We start from the raw sequence: 19,915 nt of genomic DNA on the forward strand, positions 1-19,915 counted from the left end.
ATAAAGTTTCACTTTATTCATCCTCAAAAATAAAAACCTCATCAATCGTACTATGAAGTGCCTTCGCTATATCGTGAGCAAGCTGCAAGGAAGGATTGTATTTTCCTTTTTCAAGGTGGCTAATCGTTTCACGGCGTACGCCAACAGCTTTTGCTAAATCTTCTTGTGTCATGTTCAACTTGGCGCGGTATTCTTTTATTTTCGTTACGAACGCCATGGTGCATCTTCCATTTCATCAACAGGTTTATCGTAAAAGAACATAGAGAAGCCGAATGTAAGGATGAGTGTACTGAAAATAAGAGCGATATCAATCTCTTGTAGTACCGGGTTTGGAAATAACATTTCAATAAACAGAATGATAGCGGTAGTTAGTAATGTAACGATAAAGGCGTTGCGGCACGATTTATTGACGATTTGTTCAAATAGTTCATCGTGTTGAACCGTTCTATACGATGTGAAAAAGGAGAAGAAACAAAACATAGTAAACAATCCGTTTTCATAAAAAAAGCCGAGGAAACCGAAGAAACCGAGAAACCCTAAATATTTTATCCAAGTTGTTTTCATGATAGATTCTCCTTGTGATATTAGAAATAAATCACGTTATGTTATAAATATATCACGTATGGAAATATATAGTAATAATAGTTTTCCAATTCTTTTCATAATAATAGTAAAAAGAGGAAATATACTGCGAAATAAAGAGGATAATATTGTAAAATGGTTGTAAGGAGGGGGAGGAAGGAATGCTAACTTGGATCATGATCGTTGTATTACTTGTAGTCATTACTGTAGTGGCGACGGTGTTAATTGGGCGAAATGGTGATGCAAATTATAGTAAAGCGACAAAGGGGAATATTAGAAGGCTTACGATGATTTATATTATACTAGCTGTCATTTTAATCGTTGGATTAGGTTTGTATATTTATTTTAAAGGTTAAAAAAACTGAAAAAATACAAAAATCTAAAAATGGAAGTATGCTATAATGTTAATATAGTTATTTGGTAATTAAGGAAAGGATTGGATGGAATGATTGAAATTACGAATGTGTCAAAAAGTTATAATGGATCTACCTATGCAGTAAAAGATTTAAGTTTATCTGTGCCTAGCGGAGAAATTTTTGGATTTTTAGGGCCGAATGGTGCTGGTAAATCAACGACAATTAAGATGATTACTGGTATTCATGGGGTGGACAAAGGGACGATTACGATTAACGGTATAGATATTACGAAAAATCCGATGGAAGCGAAGAAGACGTTTGGTTATGTTCCAGATAGTCCAGATATGTTTTTACGATTAAAGGGAATTGAATATTTAAACTTTATTGCAGATATGTATGAAGTGCCGAAAGAAGTACGACAAGAACGAATTGAGTCTTTAGCGAAGAAATTTGATCTTTATAATGCGCTATCGGATCAAATTCAAAGTTACTCACACGGTATGAGACAAAAAATCGTTATTATTGGTGTGCTCGTGCATGAGCCAGATGTTTGGATTTTAGATGAACCGTTAACAGGGCTTGATCCGAAATCTGCCTATATTTTAAAAGAAATGATGAGAGAGCATGCGGATAAAGGAAAGATTGTATTTTTCTCTACACACGTATTAGAAGTGGCAGAAAAATTATGTGACCGCGTCGCGATTATTAATAAGGGGAATTTGCAGTTCAAAGGGAATTTAGATGAAATGAGAGATCATTTTAAATCCAATGAATCACTTGAAAAAATGTTCTTGGAGATGACGGGCAATGAGTAAAATTTGGACGTTAACGAAAGTATTATTAAAATTAAATTATGCAGATTTTATAACAGATAAGAAGAAGCGATGGGCGTATGTATTTTCATTTGCAGCTATTTTATTTGTCGGCTTTTTAATATTTGGTTCGATGACGCACGGAATGTATGAAGGGATGAAACATTTAGGGCAAGACCCAGGAATGATTATCGCAATGGGACTTGCGATTGCGAGTATATGGGTATTTTTAATGAGTATAACGAACATTTTAACTGTATTTTACTATAGTAATGACATTGAAATGTTATTGCCGTTACCATTGAAACCAGCCCAGATTATTTCGGCAAAATTCTTAACAGTATTGATTACACAATACGTAATGAGTTCATTCATTTTATTACCAATCTTTATTACGTACGGGTTAAAAAGTAGCGCATTTATTACCTATTACATATACATGATTTTTATTTACTTACTCTTCCCGATTGTGCCATTAGTATTAGCTTCATTATTGATGACAGTTATTATGAGGTATACAAATATAGCGAAAAACAAAGATCGAGGTAATATATTTATTGGAATCGTAAGTATACTATTTATTGTAGGAATTAATGTATTTTTACAGTGGAAAAATAAAAGTTCGTTTTCTGAAGATGCACTTACGAATTATCTTGCGAGCAACCAATCTTCACTTTTAGTACAAATGACAAATTATTTTCCAACTACATATTTTGGAGCAGTGGCATTAGTAGAAAATGCAAATTGGAAGGGCCCTTTATACGTAATCATTTTTGCACTTATTTCATTTGTATTTTTTGTGTTGTTTTATTACATTGCAGAGCGTACATATTTAAAAGGGGTTATTGGACTTTCAACGAGTACAGCAAAAAAAGAAGTCATTTCAGCAGAAGGTTTACAGAAATCAACGGTACAAAGTTCACATTTAAAAGCGTATGTGAAAAAGGAGTTTAAAACGTTATTCCGTACACCACAATTTTTCTTAAATTGCATTGTACAAACTTTCGTTATGCCGATTATGTTATTCTTCGTTTTATTCGTGCAAGATGGAAATTTAGAGTGGATTACAGGGTATATTGATAACCCAAAATCAGCAGGTCTTGCAATTGGTGTGGGCCTTTGTGCATCGCTATTTTTAATGGGAAGTAACGTCATCGCAACAACATCATTTTCACGTGATGGAAGTTCCTGGTTTGTGAATCGTTATTTACCTGTAAAAGCTTCGGATATCTTTTTTGCAAAAGCGATTACTGCTTGGTTAATTAATGTGATTATTTTAGCAGTATTTGGTATTACGATGGCAGTTGTAGCGGGGATTTCGCCTGTGTTCATGTTACTGTGGTTTTTACTAAGTGCGAACGGGTTACTGTTAATTAATTTAATTGGTACGCGCTGGGATGCACAAACTGCAGATATACATTGGGATACAGAGCAGAAATTATTTAAGAGTCGCTATACAACATTGTGGAATTTTTTAGCTAATATTTTCATAGCTTTAGTTCTTGTAGCGGGAGTAAGTGTACTATACTTCTTCCTTCAAGTAGGGCTGTGGATTATGTTTATCGTTTTATTTGTAGTGTTTACGATTGTAAATTATATTTTTATTAAAATGTTAAAATTAGGTGCAGAACGTATATTGTCAAATATTGAATAAAAAGATAAATCCTCTGTATTCGTGCAGAGGATTTATCCATAGATGGAGGAGAAAAGGTGAAGAAAATAGCAATTGTAACAGGGGCAACTCGTCTGAATGGAATTGGTGCAGCTGTATGCAAGGTGCTTGCTCAAAAGGGGATAGACATTTTTTTCACGTACTGGTCTCAGTATGATAAAGCGATGCCGTGGGGAATGCATGACAAAGAACCCTTTTTGTTGAAAGAGAAGATTGAAAGTTTAGGTGTTCGATGTGAAATGGCAGAAATCAATTTATCGCAGTCGTATTCACCAAATCGTTTGTTTTATATGGTATCAGAACGGTTAGGCGATCCATCTATTTTAATTAATAATGCAGCCTATTCTACTCATACGAGAGTTGAGGAATTAGATGTAGAACAGCTGGATAAACATTATACGGTAAATGTTCGGGCTACTATGTTATTAAGTTCATTATTTATAAAACATTATGCAAGCAAGACGAGTGGAAGTATTATAAATCTTACTTCAGGCCAGTCATTAGGACCAATGCCTGATGAACTAGCATACGTAGCGACGAAAGGAGCCATTGAAGCATTTACAAAATCAGTAGCACCTGTTGCGATGGAGAAGGGGATTACAGTGAATGCTGTTGATCCAGGACCAACGAATACAGGTTGGATTACAGAGGAGCTAAAGCATCATTTAGTGTGGAAGTTCCCGCAAGGTAAAGTAGGAGAACCGGTAGATGCAGCACACGTAATTTCTTTTTTAGTAAGTGAAGAAGCAAAATGGATTACGGGGCAAGTTATTCATTCGAATGGTGGTTACTCATAAATATATTATGTTAACAATTGTTGAGAAACAAAAAAACGAAAGAAAATTTTCTTTTTTTGTATAAATAAAATGTCAAGAAAGATAAAAATTTGATAGAAGAGTATATCGTCATATGAAGATTGTAATTCTTCATGTGACAATATACTCTTTTTCTTTTGCTAGAGAGAAGAAAAATGAAGTAGAAGAAACTCGAATATTCGAATTGATTTATCAGTTTTTGTACGTATTATTATGAAGATTACTGTCGGAAAAATGATAATTCGTATGAAAAGGAATTTTTTACGGGGAAATCGAATCGTAAAGGGGAGGATAAATTACGTAAACATAGGGGGATTTATATGAAAATGAAAAAGATCGCTATCGCATCGATAACAATTGGTACAATGCTTACTATGGCAGCTTGTAGTCCTTCAGCAGATAAAGAGAAAGAAAAGAAAGAGCAAGTAACAGCGCAAAATGAAGGAGAAGCAAAAACGACAAGTGCAGATGAAACGTCAAAAACAACGAAAGATACTGACAAAGAAACAAATACTTCTTCAAATGAAAAAACAGATAAAGATGCAAAAAATACGAAAGAATCATCAGGAACAGAAAGTAACGGTAAAACATCATCTCAAAATGAGAATGTGAAAACAAAAGAAAAAGAGACGACAGGAAAAACGAATGACCAAACGACTAGCGGAAAAACGACAGATCAAAGTACAAGTACAAACTCAAACGGAAAAACAACGAAAGATCCGAAGAAAAGCGTAGCCGTGAAAACAAATGTAAAAGAAGTTGCTGCATTAATTGAAAGCTTAGACAAGCAATTAGCTGCAAACCCTAAATTAGAAACAGTAAATAAACTTGGAAAACAAATTAATGAAAAGTGGGATGTAATCGAGAAAGAGTTAGAAGCATCTCACCCAGCTGAATCTAAAACAATCGGACAAAGTATGTATCCGTTAATTGTAGGAGCGGAGAAAGAAAAAATAGATATTACTAAAATGAAGTCATTAACGACGAAAACGAAAAAAGATTTAAATCAGTTATTAACGAAACTTTCGTAGTTTTAAAAGCCTACTTGTGAGTAGGCTTTTTTATGTTGAGAGTGTAATGAAAGTTTATGGGAATCCTAATGAAAAAAGGATAGTGATAAATATGACAATCGATCGAGTTTGTACAATTGGGCCAGCAAGTAATAATAAAGAAACGTTAGCGCAGTTAATAAACAATGGCATGAAAATAGTAAGATTGAATTTATCACATGGCACGCATGAAAGTCATAAAGATATCATTCGTTTAGTCAAATCGTTAGATGATTCTATAAAAATTTTAGGCGATGTACAAGGACCTAAAATAAGATTAGGTGAAATAAACGGAGAACAAATTACACTTCAGGCGGGAGATTCTTTTCTTTTACATACGCAACCAGTTACAGGGAGCAATGAAGAAGCAAGTGTTGATTATGAAGGAATTGCGAATGATGTGAAAGTTGGAAGTAGAATTTTAATTAATGATGGGGAAGTTGAGTTAATCGTTGAGAGGGTAAGTACGGACAAAATAGAAACAAAGGTGAAAACAGGTGGTAATATCTCCTCTCATAAAGGGGTGAACTTACCAGGAGCAATCGTTCATTTACCAGCTATTACGGAGAAAGATAAAAAAGATATTCAGTTTCTTTTAGAAGAAGATGTTGATTATATCGCATGTTCTTTCGTACGAAAACCTAGTCATATAAAAGAAATACGAGATTATATACAACAATATAAAGAAACGTCACCTAATATAATTGCTAAAATAGAAACGATGGAAGCAATCGAGAATTTTCAAGACATATGTAAAGAAGCAGATGGAATTATGATTGCAAGGGGCGATTTAGGAGTAGAGTTGCCGTATCAATTTATTCCGCTCTTGCAGAAAATGATGATTCAGGAATGTAATCGAACGAATACATATGTTATTACAGCGACACAAATGCTTCAATCTATGGTAGATCATTCTATTCCAACAAGGGCTGAGGTGACTGATGTGTTTCAGGCTGTACTAGATGGGACAAATGCTGTTATGCTTTCTGCTGAAAGTGCATCCGGCGAGCACCCGGTTGAAAGTGTAAAAACATTACGTCTCGTTTCTGAATTCGCTGAGCATGTGAAGAAAGATGGTCCTTTTGTGATGAAAGATGTACTGGAATTGCTACATAAGTCTTTGGATGCATGATAAATAAAAAGAGGGCGGATATGCATCCGTCCTCGAGTGTTTCATTCCTATTATTCTTGTTCTTCTTGCTCTTGCTCATCCAAAATCTTTTCAAACGCAGCAGATACTTTATCAAACTCTTCATCATTTTCAATGTATGAAAACTCATTATCTTCTTCTACTTTTAAAAAGAAGATATCAATGTCTTCCTCAGTTTCTGTTTGAATGTCTTCTACGAAGGCCACTGCAATATATTCTGCGCCTTCGACATCCATCGCTCCAAGTACTTCTACTTCTTGCTCTTCGTTATTTTCATCACTAAGAGTAAACACTTCGCCAACTTCAATATCAGACATATTCATTCTCCTCCTGTCCAGCTCTAATAAATAGAGCGTTTAAACTGCATACATACTAATATAGTTTTCCATGGAAAATCAATTTCATACATAGAAAAAATCAAATTCTACTTCTTTAGTATGCGTATCCAGCTTTCAGGAGGATTATTTTTTGCGTGCTATGGACATTCATTCTGTCCATAGCTGGTCTTGTTATATCTCACAGTAACTACCTGTTTCATCATTTGTTCACACATTCTAATCAACCATTTCCCAAAATTGAGTTGCTGCTGTGGAGATTTGTTGGGTTTTTAATTTTACTATTGCAGGTTCTAGCTGGAAATCAAATTGTTCCAATTCTAAAAGCGTTGTATGCGCTAAAAATGGTGATGTGTAGTCCATTCTTGGAATAATGGATAAACCTAGCCCTTTACTAACAAGTGCTATAACCATACTTATATCTTTACACTCGATAATGATATTTGGCTTGACTTGATGTTTATTAAACGCTTTGAGTAGGTTTTCATTGAAGGACAGTCCTTCCATCGCTCCGAGCATAATGAATGGGAACTGCGCAATCTTTTCAATTGTTACATGTTGTGATGGAAATGATGTTTTCCAACTTGCAGGGATAATTACAGCAATTGGTTGTTTTTTTAATGATTTTATCTCATAGTGTTCACTATTTCCTAACCGCAAAAGTAGGGCAATATCAATTTCTCTTTGTTCTAGTTTTTTTAATAATTCTTCTGAATTTCCGGTTACTATATTTATTTTAACATTAGGGTATTGTGTTCTAAACGTACTAACATAGTCAACGAGCATATTCGAACATGTAGAAGAGACACCGATATTTACAGTTCCGCCTATACCTTGTTCAATTTCTTGAATTTGCTGCTTTATATCTTGAGCTTGTATTAGCATTTGTGTGGCATACTCGTATAGTATTTCACCTGTTTCTGTAAGCTCCCATTTTTGACGATATCGATGAATTAAAGTTGTGCCAAGATCAGTTTCGAGCTTTTTTAATAATTGACTAAGTGGTGGTTGCGCGATATGGAGCACTTCTGCTGCTTTCGAAATACTTCCTTGTTTCACAATTTCTTTAAAGTAATATAATTGCCTGAAATCCATTGTATCTCTCCGTTATATGTTTTTTCATATGATTAGTTTATCATATATATATTTTTAATATGTTTAATTTGACGTTATATTTAATTCTATAGCTATAGTCTTTATATTAATAATGTCAATTAGAAAGTGAGAGATAATATGGGTCATCGGAACAGAACCTTGAAGCGCATCACCTTGTACGTGCTCGGGTTATTTTGTATGTCGATTGGCATTAGCATGTCAATTCAAGCAGGGTTTGGTGTATCGCCTGTATCATCATTGGCATATGCAAGTACGCTAACGATTGGTTTATCGGTTGGTGTGACAATGGCGCTTGCAAATGTTTTATACATTTTTATTCAAGTCGTATTAAGTAAACGAATGGAGTTCAATGAATTTGTAAGTCAATTTATTATTTCGTTTATATTTGGATTCTTCATGGATGCAACGCTTTTCCTTGTACAACTTTTCCCTCTACCAGAAACGATCTTTGCTCGAAGTGTATATTTGATTGTTAGTTTATTTGTTATAGCGGTCGGTTTAATGGGCTATACAACAGCGAAACTACCATTAATGCCGTATGATGCGTTAACTTATGCAATCAGTGAAAAATTTAAATTGAAATTCGGTAAAGCAAAAATTTTGAGCGATTTAATAAACATTTGTGCAGCGGGTATTATCTGTATCGTTTTCATTCAATCGTTAGGTTCAATCGGAATCGGTACACTAATTTCCGCCTATTGTATCGGTAAAATTTTAGGATGGATGATACCGTATTATCAACCGGCTCTACATCGATGGGTATTTAAAACAGAGAAGGTTGCTTAGTCATAGTTAATATGCTAAAGCAATAAAGATAGAAATTGTAAGGGGATCTATATACTTTAAAGCTATGTTCTTATCAATGAAAAAACGCAATTCTTTCTGTAAAATCATAGGAAAGAATTGCGTTATGTATTAGCGTTGTAATAAAGAAAAGTGATTTGCTGAAAAACATGTATTTCTAATTTTATGTTTCTAGGAATCACAAACTTCTTTTGCATTCATAGAAACGGCATCTAATAAAAGGAAAACAGCTGCTATAATATGTAGAACGAGTGCTATATAAGGAAAGAAGGCAACTAGAGTAACGATAATACCGATATAATGAGGGTACGTATTCATGCCACCTTTTTTAGCTAATAAAATAGTAGTGATATGTAAAAGAATCAATAGTAGCAAAGGCATCCCATATAGGTTAACAAGACTTGGGAATAAATAATAACAAGGAAGTAATAAAAGGTGATAGATCCCTGTTGTCCACTTTAGTGCTTGTATGTAAGTTTTCAAAGTAAATCCTCCTAAAATCATTCGTATCTATATATTACCAAAGATAATAGGTAATTGGATATTATATATTTGTAGCTTCGAGTAGATTATAAATATTTTATGTAAACTAATGTTTCGTTATCTATAAAATAGAAAAACCACCCAAACGAGGGTGGTTCGTATTATAAATAACTACTTAAAGAAGAAAGGGGAACCTTCACTTCACTACCTTCCTTCATATTCCGTAGCACAACAGTGTTTGTACTAAGTTCTTCGTCCCCAATAATAAGCACATAAGGGATATTCTCTTTATTGGCATAATTAAGGGCACGTTTCAATTTGCGTCCCGCTAGTTCTAGTTCGACTTTTAAGGAAGTAGTAGAACGTAATTGCTGGGCAATTTGTAAGCATTGTAACTCTGTCCCGAGTGGGATGATAAATAAATCCGCTGTAGATGATATTGTTTCTTTCTGTGATAATGCTGTATAAATAACGTCTAAACCGAATGAAATACCGACTGTTGGATAGTTCATGTTATCACCACGGAATGCTCCGATAATATTATCGTAACGACCGCCGCTACCGATGCTAGATGTAATCGATCCATCTTTTAAAAAGATTTCATATACGGTACCTGTATACATTGTAAGTCCCCGCGCTAAAAACGGATTGAATATAGCAGTTTCATTTATTCCAAGAGCGATTAAATATTGCTGTAATTGTTGTAATTCGTCTACTCCATTGGCAACGAGTGGATTATTGAAAGCATCTTTAAAGTCAGCAATCGTAAGCTGTAGACAAGATAATACAGTATTACAGATTGTATCGGCCATTTCTACAGTAACTCCGCGTTCTAATACATCCTTTCGTACACCATCAACACCAATTTTTTCGATTTTATCTAATGATAAAATGACGTCACTCGTTAGTTCAGTAGGGATGTTAATAGCTTGAAGAATACCGTTTAATAATTTTCGGTTATTATATTGGATCGTTACTTCTAAGTTTAACGTTCGAAACAGCTCAAACGCCATGCTCATAAGTTCAGCTTCTGCCATGACCGACTCAACACCGACTATATCAACGTCACATTGAATGAACTCACGAAATCTCCCTTGTTTAATAGGGCCATCTCGAAATACTTTCCCAATCTCATAGCGTTTAAAAGGGAGGCGAATATTCGGATTCATCGCCACAATTTTTGCGAATGGAATAGTTAAATCGTAGCGTAAGGCAAGGTCACGTTTTCCTTGATCTTGAAGTGTATATATTTCTTTTAATATTTCATCGCCACCGCCGTACTTGTATGACATAAGCTCATACATATTTAACGTTGGTGTTTCTAAAGGTTTACAACCGTATCGTTCAAACGTATCTTCACAAGCTCTTTTAATTTTATTTCGCAGCACTTGTTCCTCTGGTAAATAGTCTTTCGTTCCCTTTACATTTTTCATTTCCATCATAATCACTCCTTTTTTAAATTAAAAAAAGCTATGCAGGTATAAAAATACCCACATAGCTTTATGAACGCTTCGTGGGTCAACAGGAAAAGCCCTGTACCCACGAAGAAAAATTTTTCTTCGGATACACGGCGTTACGTATGATGATGAAGTTGGAAAGAAGTATTAACATTTCGCATTACGAATCTCTCCTTAACGTAAGTTTTTCCAAATTATATCAGATGATTTTTGAATTATCAATATTTTTAGTTTTGAAGTGGAATGTATTCATTCCATATTGCCTACAAGATGTTTTCTGTTTGTGCTTTTTTTATTGCTTCTTCACGATTGTTAACACCTAGCTTTGAATAGAGATTTGAGCAGTAATTACGGATTGTTCCTTCAGATAAAAATAGTTTAGTAGCAATGGATTTATAGCGTAATCCGTTTGATAGATGTTCTAAAATTTCCATTTCCCGTTTTGTAAGTCCATATGGAGAAGTTTGTTTAGTTGATTTGATTTTCGCTAATTGCTCACGTTGAAGTTTCATTTCTTCAAAAATACGTGTAGCAACCGATTGGTCAATCCAAGTTCCACCGTTATAAATAAGTTTCAAGGCTTCCTTCATTTCTTGTGGATGAATAGACTTCAACATGTAACCTTCAGCTCCATGTTCGAGTGCAGTTGCTGCTTGTAAGGAATCTTCAAATGTTGTCATAAGAACAATCTTTATATTAGGCCAACGTCGCTTCATTTCTAGTAAAGCCTCAATGCCATTCATTTCTGGCATCTTAATGTCCATTAGTACAATGTCAGGTTGTAATTGTTCACATAATTTTAATGCCTCAGATCCATTATACGCCTTACCAGCAACAATAAAATCAGTTTGGTGTTCTAAAATTTGCTCTAAACTATTTGTAATAAGAGCCTGATCATCAACGACCAATAAGCGAATTATATCATGTGCGGGTTTTATTTGTAATGGAATATTACAAATGATAAATGTTCCTTGTTCAGAGCTAGAATGAACTGACAATGTCCCGTGAACTTGTTCAAGTCGTTCCTTCATTCCGCTAAGTCCAAAGCCAAATTGAATTTCTTCCATTCCAATACCATTATCTTCAATTTGCAATCGAAGTTGTTGTTCGTCGAAATACAGTTGAACAGATATGGTGCTCGCTTTACCGTGTCGAACAGCGTTTGTTAACGACTCTTGAAGACAGCGATATAGGCAAAAATTCACTTTTTGCATCAAAAGAGTCTCGGTGCCAATCACCCGAAATGTAACGGTTGTACCTGTAGATTTCATAAATTCTTCTATTAATTGTTGTAGTGATTCACTTAATGAGTTACTAAGTGAATTATGGGATAAATCGTGTAGATGTCTTCGGGTGTCATCTAAACTATGCTGAGCAATACTGATAAGTGAATCAATTCTTTCAAACTGTGAATTCGGTACTGCTGACCTTAGTGATGTGACACCAGCGATGAGAGAAGTAAGTGTGTGACCAATTGTGTCATGTAGTTCATGTGACAGTCGATTACGCTCTTCTATTAGAGTAAGCTTTTCAATCTTTTTAATATGTTGTTCTAATAGTAGCTTTTGCTCTTCAATAATTCGAGATTGCTTATGATACTGAATTAATATATTAAAAGAAATGCCAATGGCAAAACCGAGACTACAACTAACGATTAGTTCATATGGTGGTCGGTTGGCAATCCAAGCATTCAATAGTGGAAAAACAAACCCACAAAAAATACCGCCCCATATATAATTTTTTTGATTACTACATAGTCCAATAATGATTACGAGTAAAATGAAAGACCAAAGTAAATCAGGAGCTACGGATGCTAAGTAAAGATAAAAGCAACCTGCAGTGAAAATATCGAATGCAGGGTACCATTCTGTCTTCTTATATCGAACAATTAATGGTATAAGGTAAACAACAAGAGCAAGGGGAAGTACAACTAGACCGGACGTATGAATGAATGAGGGAAACATAAAATCGGCACCAAGGATAACGATTAGCCAAAATGTTCGTATAATCACAAATATCCAATCATACCAAATCCATTTTTTTGTGAATGATAACATGAAATAAGCACCTACTTGTATTTTAAGATTAATTATCTAATGATTTAGATTTATCATGTAACATATCTTTGAAATCGTCAATAGAAAGACAGTCAATAAAGTATGTCATATGAAGCAATTGACAGTTTGTCACATATTTTATATGACATAGCTGCATAAAGCGTCATAAGTAAATTAAAGCGTTTTGTCACTACGTTATTTAACAATATTGAAGTTAAGGTGAGGGAGTGAGGCAACAGAAAAATTCAAAATAATAGGAGCGATGCATAATGAAGTCATTTATCTTAAAAAAAGGAGCAGCCCTTACTTTAACAGGGGCAATATTGGTTGGGGCGTTAGCGATACCTTCTTACGAAAACCTACATGCGGTAAACAAAAGGACATCAATTGAACAAGTTGTCGATAAAGCTGCCGATGAAAAGAATATTCCAGGAGTTATTGTTACTGTGAAAAATGGAGAGACAAGTTGGGCGTATGCTTCTGGCGAAGGTAATATTGAGCGAAATCATAAAGTAGATGCTGATTCTGCTTTTAGAATCGGGAGCACAACGAAGACCTTTGTGGCTACAGTAGTATTGCAGCTTGCAGGAGAGAAGAAGCTAAGTCTTGATGATACAGTAGAGAAATGGTTGCCAGGACTTGTAAAGGGAAACGGATATGATGGGAATAAAATTACAATTCGCCAACTATTAAATCATACAAGCGGAATTGCTGACTACCTGACTCCAGATCTTAAAGAGAAATTAATAGAGAATCCAAGTGAGAATTATACAGCGGAACAATTAATTTCTCGTGCTTTACAATTAGAACCAGTAAAAGGCTGGTCATACTCGAATACGAATATGGTTATCATAGGATTAATTATTCAGAAGGTAACAGGAGAATCATATGCTGAGCAGATAAAGAAACGAATTATAGAACCTCTTAGTTTAAAAGAAACAGTCCTTCCAGGAAGTTCAATGGATATTCCGAAGAAAAATGCACGTGGCTATTTAAATATGGGGGATAAATTAGTAGATATTACTTTGTTTAATCCATCATTTGCTAATGCTAGTGGTGAAATGATTTCAACAGGGGAAGATATGACAACGTTCTTCCGTGCCTTATTAGGTGGTAAATTACTGTCACCAGAAATGCGGAAAGAGATGGTGACTAACACAGTTGATACCCCATTAGGGAAGTATGGGCTTGGTATTCACACAACAAAATTGCCAGATGGTACTGAAGTATGGGGACATGGTGGCGGTATTCCTGGTTTTACTAACTTTGCTGGTGGAACGGAGGATGGTCAACATGTTATCTCGATAAATATTAATGTATTAGGAGCCGAAAAACAGATTAACAATATTTTAGCTTCAGAATTTGCGGCAAAATCAAAAAAGGAACCCACTGATAAGGAAAAGAAAAGTAAACATCGAGAAGAAGTACAAAATGTAATGGATCAAGTAGTAACGAATAAAAAAATTCCAAGTATTATAGCTGGCGGATTAAAGGATGGAAAAAGCTGGTCCTATGCTACCGGAACAGCTAGTTACGAGATGCCACGCCCTGTAGAACCGAATTTTTCGTTCCGTATCGGAAGCATAACGAAGACATTCACTGCTTCTGTTGTACTGCAATTGGCTGAAGAAAAACAATTAAACCTTGATGATACAGTTGAAAAATGGTTGCCGGGAGTTTTGCAGGGTAACGGATATGATGGGAGTAAAATTACAATTCGTCAGTTATTAAACCATACAAGTGGGATTGCAGCATATACAGATTTAGATATGAGAGATATTACATTGCCTCAAAACCCATTTCGTTACTATAGTACCGATGAGCTTATAAGTTTAGCACTTGCAAAACCGCCTGTATTTTTACCAGGCGAGGGCTGGGACTATTCGAACACAAATACTGTTATAGCCGGGGAAATTATTCGGAAGGTAACAGGAGATACGTATGCGGAGCAAATTAGAAAAAGATTCATTGAACCGCTCGGGTTAAAAGAGACATTCGTAATGGAAGCAAGTTCGCACATACCGGGTAAGCATGCTAATGGATATAATATGGATAGATTAGGGCGTTTATATGATTTGACAGAAATTAATCAGTCATGGGCAAATGCAGCTGGAGATATGGTTTCAACAGTGAAAGATTTGACTACATTCTTCAGTGCACTGTTGGGTGGGAAGCTCTTAAATCAAGAGCTAATGAATCAGATGTTCACAACAGTAGATTCACCTATAGGTAAGGTTGGACTGGGAATTTATGAAGGGAAAACATCAGACGGACAATCGTATTGGGGGCATGCTGGTGGGACTTTTGGATTTGAAACAAGGGCCGGTGGACCTATTGGAGGAGAACATATTTTAGTAACTGCTATTAATGCAGTAGGTCCAGAAGCCATTACAGGCAGGGACAAAATATTTAATAAAGAGTTTGGACGTTAAATGTAAAACAGATATGGTGCCTTTCATTTGAAGGCTCCATATCTGTTTTCTTTATGTGAGTTTGAATTCAATGAGAAATAAAATCTTAGTAGGATGATGCATACATATATCTACAAAAATGTGAAGTTATACAGGAGAAACAGAAAAAAGGTGTATAATAAAAGAAAATTTAATGTTATGAAATAACCTTTTAAGGAGATTCCAATGAAAAAAGATAAAACAAATGCGATGCGAATATTAGATAAAGAAAAAATTGAATATTCGATGATGTCATATGATCCGGATGATGGGAAAATTGATGGTGTATCAGTAGCCGAGAAAATTGGACGAGAAGTGAGAGAAGTATATAAAACGTTAATTGCTCAAGGGAATAGTAAAAATTATCATGTATTTATCATTCCGGTAGATGAGGAACTAAATTTAAAAGCTGCCGCAAAAGCAGTAAGTGAAAAGAAGATCGAAATGATACCTGTAAAAGATATTACGAAAGTGTCAGGATATATTCGTGGCGGTTGTTCACCAGTCGGAATGAAGAAGTTATTTTCTACATGTATTGATGAGAGTGCTCAATCACTTGAAACGATGATTGTAAGTGGCGGGAAAATTGGAATACAAATTGAGCTGAAAGTTGATGACTTGGCGAAAGTGACGAGAGCGCAGTTTGGTGAGGTAACGAAGTAATGATACATAGGGAAAGAAGTTCTAGGTTTATAGGATAGTTAGTCCATTAGGGGGCTAACTATCCTTTTTATTTACATACTGGATAAACTGAATCATTTGTTTGGCTTTGGGGGAGGACAAAGGCTCGGTGTGAGGACTTTAAATAAACAAGAAGAGTTACTCACAAAGATAGACAAAAGAAGGGAGCGTGTTTTAATGAAGGTTCAAGAAATCCCCATAAGAAATCACATATTGGGGGATGCCAGTATTTGGGGGAAATCCCACGCTAAGAGTATGCAAGATTTTATACAGTTTTTTTGCTAATCCAGTAACAAACAAGAACCCTAAAACCGTGCTAGTATAGGAATGTATAAAAAATGTATAGATTTATAGAACTAAAAAAGAAATGGGGAGAACAATGAGTATAAACTATCCATTTAAACCAAAATCAAATCGTTATTTAGTACCAGGACAATTTTGGACTATTCCTTTAGATAACAGTAAATTTGCATGTGGTAGAGTAATTGAAATAGATCCAAATAGTAGAAAGGGATTTTTAGCAGGCTTGATGGACTGGATTGGAGATAGCCCACCTATGGCTGAAAATTTAAAAGGTTGTAAAACGTTAATACAAATGGATGTTCATATTAAAACCATTCATGAAACAGCATTGGATGGTTTTATAAGTGGCTATCGCTCATTAGAATTAGATGGAATTGAAACAGATTATTTCACTTCACAAATGGTTCATGATGAGAATTGTATGTTAATGAAAGGATATTCAGTACTTAGACAGGCGACCGAAGAAGAAGCAGATACGTATGATCAGTTTGGTTACGCAGGCTATATGATGATTAAATGTTACGCAGAAGATTTATTAGCAAATAAATAACTTCCTATAACGAAAATTATGCAAATAAGCTGTTCACTGCATTCGCATAGAAAACTGTGGTGAGATGAAATTTTTGATTTTGAAGTACTTCAAAATCCCAGCTAGATGGCTAGTATCGGTACCCTAAAATAAAAAGGCAGGAACATATCAAATATGTTCCTGCCTTTGATTTTATTTTAGACGGATGTTTCCTAGCAGTTGATTTTGTTAACGAAAGTTGACTTTAAATCCATATTTTGTGTGAAATAAAAGCATATAATAAAAGTATGAGGTGATGATGTGAAGGAGATAAATATTCATAAAATAATTGCGGATAAGAGAAAAGAAAAGGGAATTACGCAGGAAGAGTTAGCGGCGTATATCGGTATTACGAAAGCGTCTGTTTCCAAATGGGAGACGGGGCAAAGTTATCCGGATATTACATTTTTACCACTGTTAGCATCGTACTTTAACATAAGTATTGATGAACTGATTAACTATACCCCACAAATGGAGCAGGAAGATATTAAAAATTTATATCATAGACTAGCGGAAGCTTTTAGTGAAGAACCGTTTGATGAAGTAATGAAGGAGTGCAGAGAAATAATTAAAAAATATTATTCTTGTTTTCCATTATTACTTCAAATGGGACTACTTTTTATAAACCACCATATGTTAACAGAGGATATGGATAAAAGAATTGAAATTTTAGAAGAGGCAATGTCTCTTTTTAGCAGGGTGCAGGAAGAAAGTGATGATGTTTCTCTTGTGAAAGAGGCGGCATCGTTTCAAGCAACTTGCAACCTTATACTCAATAAACCAAATGAGGTGCTTCAATTACTTGGCGAAACGATACGTCCTAACGTCCCAGCGGAAGATCTAATCGCACAGGCGTATCAAATGCTTGGAAATACTGAAAAAGCGAATAAAATAATGCAAATTAGTATGTATCAACATTTAATACAACTCGTTGCGACAATACCAAATTATGTAGTAGTAAATGCCTCAAGCGTTGAAAAAGTAGAGGTAATTTTAAATAGAGCTTTTATGTTAATAGATATATATGAAATAGAAACATTACATCCCAATATGACTTTAAAAGTATACTATGCTGCTGCACAAGTATATTGTATGCAAGGCAATTTTGAAAGAGCATTAGAAATGTTGCAGAAATACGCAACAGTTTGTGCAGCTAGTTTCACAGTAAATAGTTTACATTTACACGGCGATTCCTATTTTGATGCGATTGATGGATGGTTTGCAGAATTTCCGCTCGGCGCTAAAACAGTTAGAAATGAAGAGATTATAAAGCGAAGCATGTTACAAAGTATTGCAGAGAATCCAATTTTCGCTCCGATGAAAGATGTAAGAGAATACAAAAATATAATAGTGAGTTTGAAATTTAAATTGGATATAAAAGAATAGAGGGAGGAAAAAATGATGACTTTTGATGAATATGAAATAGTGATAAATAGTGAATTTACGTTGCAAGGTACAATTACTAAACCAAAAGCTGATGGGAAGTATGCGGCTGTTGTCATTATTGCTGGATCTGGAGAGATTGATCGTGATGGAACGATATTACCGCTACAGCTTGAGTCGAACATATATAAAGATCTAGCGCATGTATTGGCGAGGCTTGGAGTAGTGACGCTCCGTTTTGATAAGCGCGGAGTAGGAAAGAGTGAGGGAGAATTTATGAAGACTGGAATGTGGGATTTAGTTAGTGATATAGAGTCTACGATTACGTATCTAAAAGAACAACCATTTGTTGATCCAGAAAATATCATTTTAGCTGGTCATAGTGAAGGATGTATGTTGGCAACAGTAGTAAATGCAAGAACACCAGTTAATGGGCTTATCCTTCTTACAGGAGCTGCGGAATCGTTAGAAGAAGCTACGAAAAGACAAAGAGAGATTGCTTATAAAGAATTAAAAGAACAAAAAGGAATAAAGGGAAAACTCATGCGCCTTCTTAATGTAGAGAAACGTGGAGAGAAGCAGATGGAAAAAATAAAAGAGAAAATGATGAATACAGAAAAAGATACAATTAAAGTAGGTTTTAAACCGATGAACGCAAAGTGGTTTAGAGAGCATTTTCAGCATGATATTTATAAAGATTTACAACAAGTAACATGTCCAGTATTAGCTATTGCTGGTGATAAAGATATTCAGGCTGACCCCGAAAGAGCGAAGCGGATCGGTGATTATGTGAAGGGGGATTCTGAAGTACATGTAATAAAAGATATGGATCATAGTTTGAAAAGTTTTGAGGGGGATTTCAAGGCTTTAGAATTTAAAAAGAATTATGAAGAAGGGGCGGGAAAGCCACTTCATCCATTGCTGGAAGAAATAATTACGAATTGGATGAATACGCATTTTATCCTGCATCAAAATTAGATGAATATGAGGAAGAGGGAAGGGAGAGTAACAGCCTGTAAAAGAAAAATTGGTGTGGGCTGAGCCTGTAGGTACAAATTCTTCTACAATAGTAATTTTTTTTATAATAATCTCTTCCATATTGTAGATTCTCTAATTAGTTTAACATCATTTTTGAGCTAATAAGATGTTATTTAATACTTTGGTAAAACACCCTATAAATAGTCCAGGCTATTTAATATTAGGAAGAAGCCAACTATACACATAATCCATGACAGAGCTGATCCTGTACTATTAGCGATTTTCATTCGAAGTCTCTCGAGAGGTTTTTGCATCCAGCGACCAAATAGGAGATAGAAGAGAAACAGTACGAGAGAGGGCAATACCATAATAAAGTTGTATCCCGCTAAAATAGAAGACCATTCTATCCAGGATAGATTAGAAGTAGTAAGTATGCCAATTGCTGCAAAATAAGGAAATGCAGTACCCGCTTCAATGAATGTAGTAGTGAATCCTAGCGCAATCATAGAAAAAATGCTTTTTGATTTTGGTGAGGGAATCTCTGAATTTTTCTTTGGTGGAATATAAAAGCTTGCGATGAATAATATGACTCCAATAATGAAGAACGACCAGCTTACGATTCGGTTTTGAAATACGTCAGAAATAATCTTAAACAAAAAATCTAATCCTAACATAAGTGAAACTCCAACAGCAAAATAACATCCTGCTATCGTCAATAGATAAACGAATAAATGTTTCGTAAGATTCTCTTCATCTGTTAAAAGTAGATATATTGTTACTCCTATTGTAGTAGGACTTAGCGTATCCAATATAGCCAATCCGCCTATTAGGAGAAGTTGTTCTGTACCCATCGCTCGTGCCCTC

General features: G+C 35.0%; 19 protein-coding genes and 1 pseudogene. 12 read left to right on the forward strand and 8 right to left on the reverse strand.

Annotated features, from left to right (window positions below; all coding sequences use genetic code 11):
* Positions 1 to 13: 13 nt before the first annotated feature.
* On the reverse strand, positions 14 to 217 hold the full coding sequence (locus tag Q9B79_RS02120; protein WP_098521473.1) for a helix-turn-helix transcriptional regulator: 204 nt from the start codon (positions 215 to 217) through the stop codon (positions 14 to 16).
* Positions 205 to 564 (reverse strand): DUF3796 domain-containing protein, encoded by a 360-nt coding sequence (locus Q9B79_RS02125; protein ID WP_306182440.1) that lies wholly within the window; start codon positions 562 to 564, stop codon positions 205 to 207. The genes Q9B79_RS02120 and Q9B79_RS02125 overlap by 13 nt, the downstream gene beginning before the upstream one ends.
* Before the next feature lie 179 nt (positions 565 to 743).
* Here Q9B79_RS02125 and Q9B79_RS02130 point away from each other — a divergent pair, with 179 nt between their 5' ends.
* From Q9B79_RS02130 to Q9B79_RS02155, 6 genes are all read left to right on the forward strand, one after another.
* Positions 744 to 938 carry a hypothetical protein gene (locus Q9B79_RS02130; protein WP_306182441.1) on the forward strand — a complete coding sequence of 65 codons (195 nt, stop codon included), beginning with the start codon at positions 744 to 746 and terminating at the stop codon, positions 936 to 938.
* A gap of 89 nt (positions 939 to 1,027) precedes the next feature.
* On the forward strand, positions 1,028 to 1,753 hold the full coding sequence (locus Q9B79_RS02135; protein ID WP_306182442.1) for an ABC transporter ATP-binding protein: 726 nt from the start codon (positions 1,028 to 1,030) through the stop codon (positions 1,751 to 1,753).
* Positions 1,746 to 3,404, forward strand: a complete 1,659-nt coding sequence (locus tag Q9B79_RS02140; protein WP_306182443.1) for a putative ABC transporter permease subunit — start codon at positions 1,746 to 1,748, stop codon at positions 3,402 to 3,404. The genes Q9B79_RS02135 and Q9B79_RS02140 overlap by 8 nt, the downstream gene beginning before the upstream one ends.
* Positions 3,405 to 3,460: 56 nt before the next feature.
* Entirely contained in the window at positions 3,461 to 4,219 is a 759-nt protein-coding gene (locus Q9B79_RS02145; RefSeq protein ID WP_306182444.1) for an SDR family oxidoreductase, read from the forward strand.
* A 338-nt stretch (positions 4,220 to 4,557) separates the two neighbouring features.
* The gene (locus Q9B79_RS02150; protein WP_306182445.1) at positions 4,558 to 5,268 is read left to right on the forward strand and encodes a hypothetical protein; all 711 of its coding nucleotides are present in this window, start codon (positions 4,558 to 4,560) and stop codon (positions 5,266 to 5,268) included.
* 91 nt (positions 5,269 to 5,359) lie between these two features.
* Positions 5,360 to 6,418 carry a pyruvate kinase gene (locus Q9B79_RS02155; protein ID WP_306182446.1) on the forward strand — a complete coding sequence of 353 codons (1,059 nt, stop codon included), beginning with the start codon at positions 5,360 to 5,362 and terminating at the stop codon, positions 6,416 to 6,418.
* Between the two features lie 50 nt (positions 6,419 to 6,468).
* Here the strand turns inward: Q9B79_RS02155 and Q9B79_RS02160 are convergent, their stop codons facing one another.
* Both Q9B79_RS02160 and Q9B79_RS02165 read right to left on the reverse strand, forming a co-directional pair.
* Entirely contained in the window at positions 6,469 to 6,759 is a 291-nt protein-coding gene (locus Q9B79_RS02160; RefSeq protein ID WP_306182447.1) for a DUF1292 domain-containing protein, read from the reverse strand.
* A 231-nt stretch (positions 6,760 to 6,990) separates the two neighbouring features.
* Positions 6,991 to 7,866, reverse strand: a complete 876-nt coding sequence (locus tag Q9B79_RS02165; protein ID WP_306182448.1) for a LysR family transcriptional regulator — start codon at positions 7,864 to 7,866, stop codon at positions 6,991 to 6,993.
* A 138-nt stretch (positions 7,867 to 8,004) separates the two neighbouring features.
* Here Q9B79_RS02165 and Q9B79_RS02170 point away from each other — a divergent pair, with 138 nt between their 5' ends.
* The gene (locus Q9B79_RS02170) at positions 8,005 to 8,673 is read left to right on the forward strand and encodes a YczE/YyaS/YitT family protein (protein ID WP_306182449.1); all 669 of its coding nucleotides are present in this window, start codon (positions 8,005 to 8,007) and stop codon (positions 8,671 to 8,673) included.
* A 189-nt stretch (positions 8,674 to 8,862) separates the two neighbouring features.
* Here the strand turns inward: Q9B79_RS02170 and Q9B79_RS02175 are convergent, their stop codons facing one another.
* From Q9B79_RS02175 to Q9B79_RS02185, 3 genes are all read right to left on the reverse strand, one after another.
* Complete coding sequence (locus Q9B79_RS02175) at positions 8,863 to 9,174, reverse strand: hypothetical protein (protein WP_306182450.1); 312 nt, start codon at positions 9,172 to 9,174, stop codon at positions 8,863 to 8,865.
* Between the two features lie 161 nt (positions 9,175 to 9,335).
* Entirely contained in the window at positions 9,336 to 10,616 is a 1,281-nt protein-coding gene (locus Q9B79_RS02180) for a histidine--tRNA ligase (protein WP_372339532.1), read from the reverse strand.
* Between the two features lie 278 nt (positions 10,617 to 10,894).
* The gene (locus Q9B79_RS02185) at positions 10,895 to 12,688 is read right to left on the reverse strand and encodes a helix-turn-helix transcriptional regulator (RefSeq protein ID WP_306182452.1); all 1,794 of its coding nucleotides are present in this window, start codon (positions 12,686 to 12,688) and stop codon (positions 10,895 to 10,897) included.
* Positions 12,689 to 12,957: 269 nt separating this feature from the next.
* Here Q9B79_RS02185 and Q9B79_RS02190 point away from each other — a divergent pair, with 269 nt between their 5' ends.
* From Q9B79_RS02190 to Q9B79_RS02210, 5 genes and pseudogenes are all read left to right on the forward strand, one after another.
* Positions 12,958 to 15,120 carry a serine hydrolase domain-containing protein gene (locus Q9B79_RS02190; RefSeq protein WP_306182453.1) on the forward strand — a complete coding sequence of 721 codons (2,163 nt, stop codon included), beginning with the start codon at positions 12,958 to 12,960 and terminating at the stop codon, positions 15,118 to 15,120.
* 204 nt (positions 15,121 to 15,324) lie between these two features.
* Entirely contained in the window at positions 15,325 to 15,801 is a 477-nt protein-coding gene (ybaK, locus tag Q9B79_RS02195) for a Cys-tRNA(Pro) deacylase (RefSeq protein WP_000710860.1), read from the forward strand.
* A gap of 397 nt (positions 15,802 to 16,198) precedes the next feature.
* A complete protein-coding gene (locus Q9B79_RS02200) occupies positions 16,199 to 16,672 on the forward strand; it encodes an Imm26 family immunity protein (protein ID WP_049111868.1) in 474 nt (157 codons plus the stop codon).
* A 279-nt stretch (positions 16,673 to 16,951) separates the two neighbouring features.
* Positions 16,952 to 18,076: a helix-turn-helix domain-containing protein gene (locus Q9B79_RS02205; protein WP_306182454.1), complete on the forward strand. Its 1,125-nt coding sequence runs from the start codon at positions 16,952 to 16,954 to the stop codon at positions 18,074 to 18,076.
* Between the two features lie 12 nt (positions 18,077 to 18,088).
* A pseudogene (locus Q9B79_RS02210) lies at positions 18,089 to 19,092 on the forward strand (alpha/beta hydrolase family protein).
* A gap of 153 nt (positions 19,093 to 19,245) precedes the next feature.
* Here the strand turns inward: Q9B79_RS02210 and Q9B79_RS02215 are convergent.
* Positions 19,246 to 19,902, reverse strand: a complete 657-nt coding sequence (locus Q9B79_RS02215) for a GAP family protein (protein ID WP_306182455.1) — start codon at positions 19,900 to 19,902, stop codon at positions 19,246 to 19,248.
* Between the last annotated feature and the right edge of the window lie 13 nt (positions 19,903 to 19,915).

Source organism: Bacillus sp. MHSD_36, from assembly GCF_030757775.1.
Lineage (GTDB): Bacteria > Bacillota > Bacilli > Bacillales > Bacillaceae_G > Bacillus_A.

Coding starts and splice junctions, on each gene's coding strand:
- Q9B79_RS02150 (WP_306182445.1), top strand. CDS start 4,558: ATGAAAATGAAAAAGATCGCTATCGCATCGATAACAATTGGTACAATG.
- Q9B79_RS02165 (WP_306182448.1), bottom strand. CDS start 7,866: ATGGATTTCAGGCAATTATATTACTTTAAAGAAATTGTGAAACAAGGA.
- ybaK (WP_000710860.1), top strand. CDS start 15,325: ATGAAAAAAGATAAAACAAATGCGATGCGAATATTAGATAAAGAAAAA.
- Q9B79_RS02135 (WP_306182442.1), top strand. CDS start 1,028: ATGATTGAAATTACGAATGTGTCAAAAAGTTATAATGGATCTACCTAT.
- Q9B79_RS02140 (WP_306182443.1), top strand. CDS start 1,746: ATGAGTAAAATTTGGACGTTAACGAAAGTATTATTAAAATTAAATTAT.
- Q9B79_RS02200 (WP_049111868.1), top strand. CDS start 16,199: ATGAGTATAAACTATCCATTTAAACCAAAATCAAATCGTTATTTAGTA.
- Q9B79_RS02185 (WP_306182452.1), bottom strand. CDS start 12,688: ATGTTATCATTCACAAAAAAATGGATTTGGTATGATTGGATATTTGTG.
- Q9B79_RS02170 (WP_306182449.1), top strand. CDS start 8,005: ATGGGTCATCGGAACAGAACCTTGAAGCGCATCACCTTGTACGTGCTC.
- Q9B79_RS02190 (WP_306182453.1), top strand. CDS start 12,958: ATGAAGTCATTTATCTTAAAAAAAGGAGCAGCCCTTACTTTAACAGGG.
- Q9B79_RS02130 (WP_306182441.1), top strand. CDS start 744: ATGCTAACTTGGATCATGATCGTTGTATTACTTGTAGTCATTACTGTA.
- Q9B79_RS02125 (WP_306182440.1), bottom strand. CDS start 564: ATGAAAACAACTTGGATAAAATATTTAGGGTTTCTCGGTTTCTTCGGT.
- Q9B79_RS02120 (WP_098521473.1), bottom strand. CDS start 217: ATGGCGTTCGTAACGAAAATAAAAGAATACCGCGCCAAGTTGAACATG.
- Q9B79_RS02160 (WP_306182447.1), bottom strand. CDS start 6,759: ATGAATATGTCTGATATTGAAGTTGGCGAAGTGTTTACTCTTAGTGAT.
- Q9B79_RS02180 (WP_372339532.1), bottom strand. CDS start 10,616: ATGATGGAAATGAAAAATGTAAAGGGAACGAAAGACTATTTACCAGAG.
- Q9B79_RS02155 (WP_306182446.1), top strand. CDS start 5,360: ATGACAATCGATCGAGTTTGTACAATTGGGCCAGCAAGTAATAATAAA.
- Q9B79_RS02215 (WP_306182455.1), bottom strand. CDS start 19,902: ATGGGTACAGAACAACTTCTCCTAATAGGCGGATTGGCTATATTGGAT.